Below are 1,076 nucleotides of genomic sequence, written 5' to 3'. Positions count from 1 at the left end.
CGATCCCGTTCCCCATCTGCCCCGCGCCGACAATCCCTACCGTCCTGATCGTCATGACTGCCACTCCTGTCCTTTTGCGCGGAAAGCCTAGCCTTGGCACATCGGTGGGGCAAGGTGGAATGGCTGCTTAAAATTTGTGAGAAATGCGCGCTTTAGCGGTTTGTAAAAGGTTTTGGGCGACTCTCGGCTTTGGGTAGTGTCATCAAGGGTGGGTGTGATGGCTTTCATGGAACCGGGCTTGGGCGCCCGGACGCTAGAGTTGTGCCGCTATGGCACGTCGCGGACGTTGTTCCGGGGTCCCGAACGGTCGCTGGACGCACCTTACTGGGCGGTGCTAGGGGGCACGGCCTGCCATGCGCCAATGGTCGCGGACCCTTGGCCCGATGTGTTGGAGCGGTTTGCCGGCTGTCCGGTGGCCAATCTCTCGGTCGTAAATGCCGGGGTTGACCTGTTCCTGCGAGAATCTGCCCTTGCGCGCATCGCGGCGGGGGCAGATCGCGTATTCGTGCAGGTTTTGGGGGCCTTGAACCTGTCGAACCGCTTCTATCAGGTGCATTCGCGGCGGAATGACCGGTTCATCGGGGCGCTACCGCCATTGCAGGCGCTTTACCCAGAGGTCGATTTCACCGAATTTGCCTTTACGCAGCATATGGCGCAGACGCTAATGCGGATCTCGCCGGATCGGTTTGACACCATTGCCGCCGAGCTTCGTCGCGTCTGGCTGTCGCGCATGGCGTCGGTATTGCGCCCACTACAGGGCAAGGCGACACTGCTCTGGCTGGGCGCATCACGTCCGCCACGCACAGGTCGGACGGCTGACCTTACCTTGATGGATCCTTGGCTCATCGATGCTGGGATGCTGGCACGCTTGCAGGCATTGGCGGGGCGCACGGTATATCTGCGAGGAAAGCCAGAATGTGCAGATTGGCATCGGGCTGTGGCCGAACGGATATCTACGCGATCCTGAAAAGGAAAAGGGCCCGCGTTTTGCGGGCCCTTTGTGATCTTACAATTTCCCGGTGAGTTCCGGGACGGCGGCGAAGAGGTCTGCGACGAGGCCGTAGTCTGCGACCTGG

General features: G+C 60.8%; 1 protein-coding gene and 1 pseudogene. One reads left to right on the top strand and one right to left on the bottom strand.

Features of this window, described 5'->3' with window-relative positions; all coding sequences use genetic code 11:
* Positions 1-217 precede the first annotated feature (217 nt).
* Positions 218-967: a DUF6473 family protein gene (locus IE101_RS19660; protein WP_189635521.1), complete on the top strand. Its 750-nt coding sequence runs from the start codon at positions 218-220 to the stop codon at positions 965-967.
* A 39-nt stretch (positions 968-1,006) separates the two neighbouring features.
* On the opposite strand, the pseudogene IE101_RS19935 reads toward IE101_RS19660, so the two are convergent.
* Positions 1,007-1,076, bottom strand: a pseudogene (locus IE101_RS19935) (electron transfer flavoprotein subunit alpha); the annotation flags it as partial.

Source organism: Gemmobacter lanyuensis (assembly GCF_014652355.1).
Taxonomy (GTDB): Bacteria; Pseudomonadota; Alphaproteobacteria; order Rhodobacterales; family Rhodobacteraceae; genus Gemmobacter; species Gemmobacter lanyuensis.
This window is presented reverse-complemented; position numbering and strand designations above follow the sequence as displayed.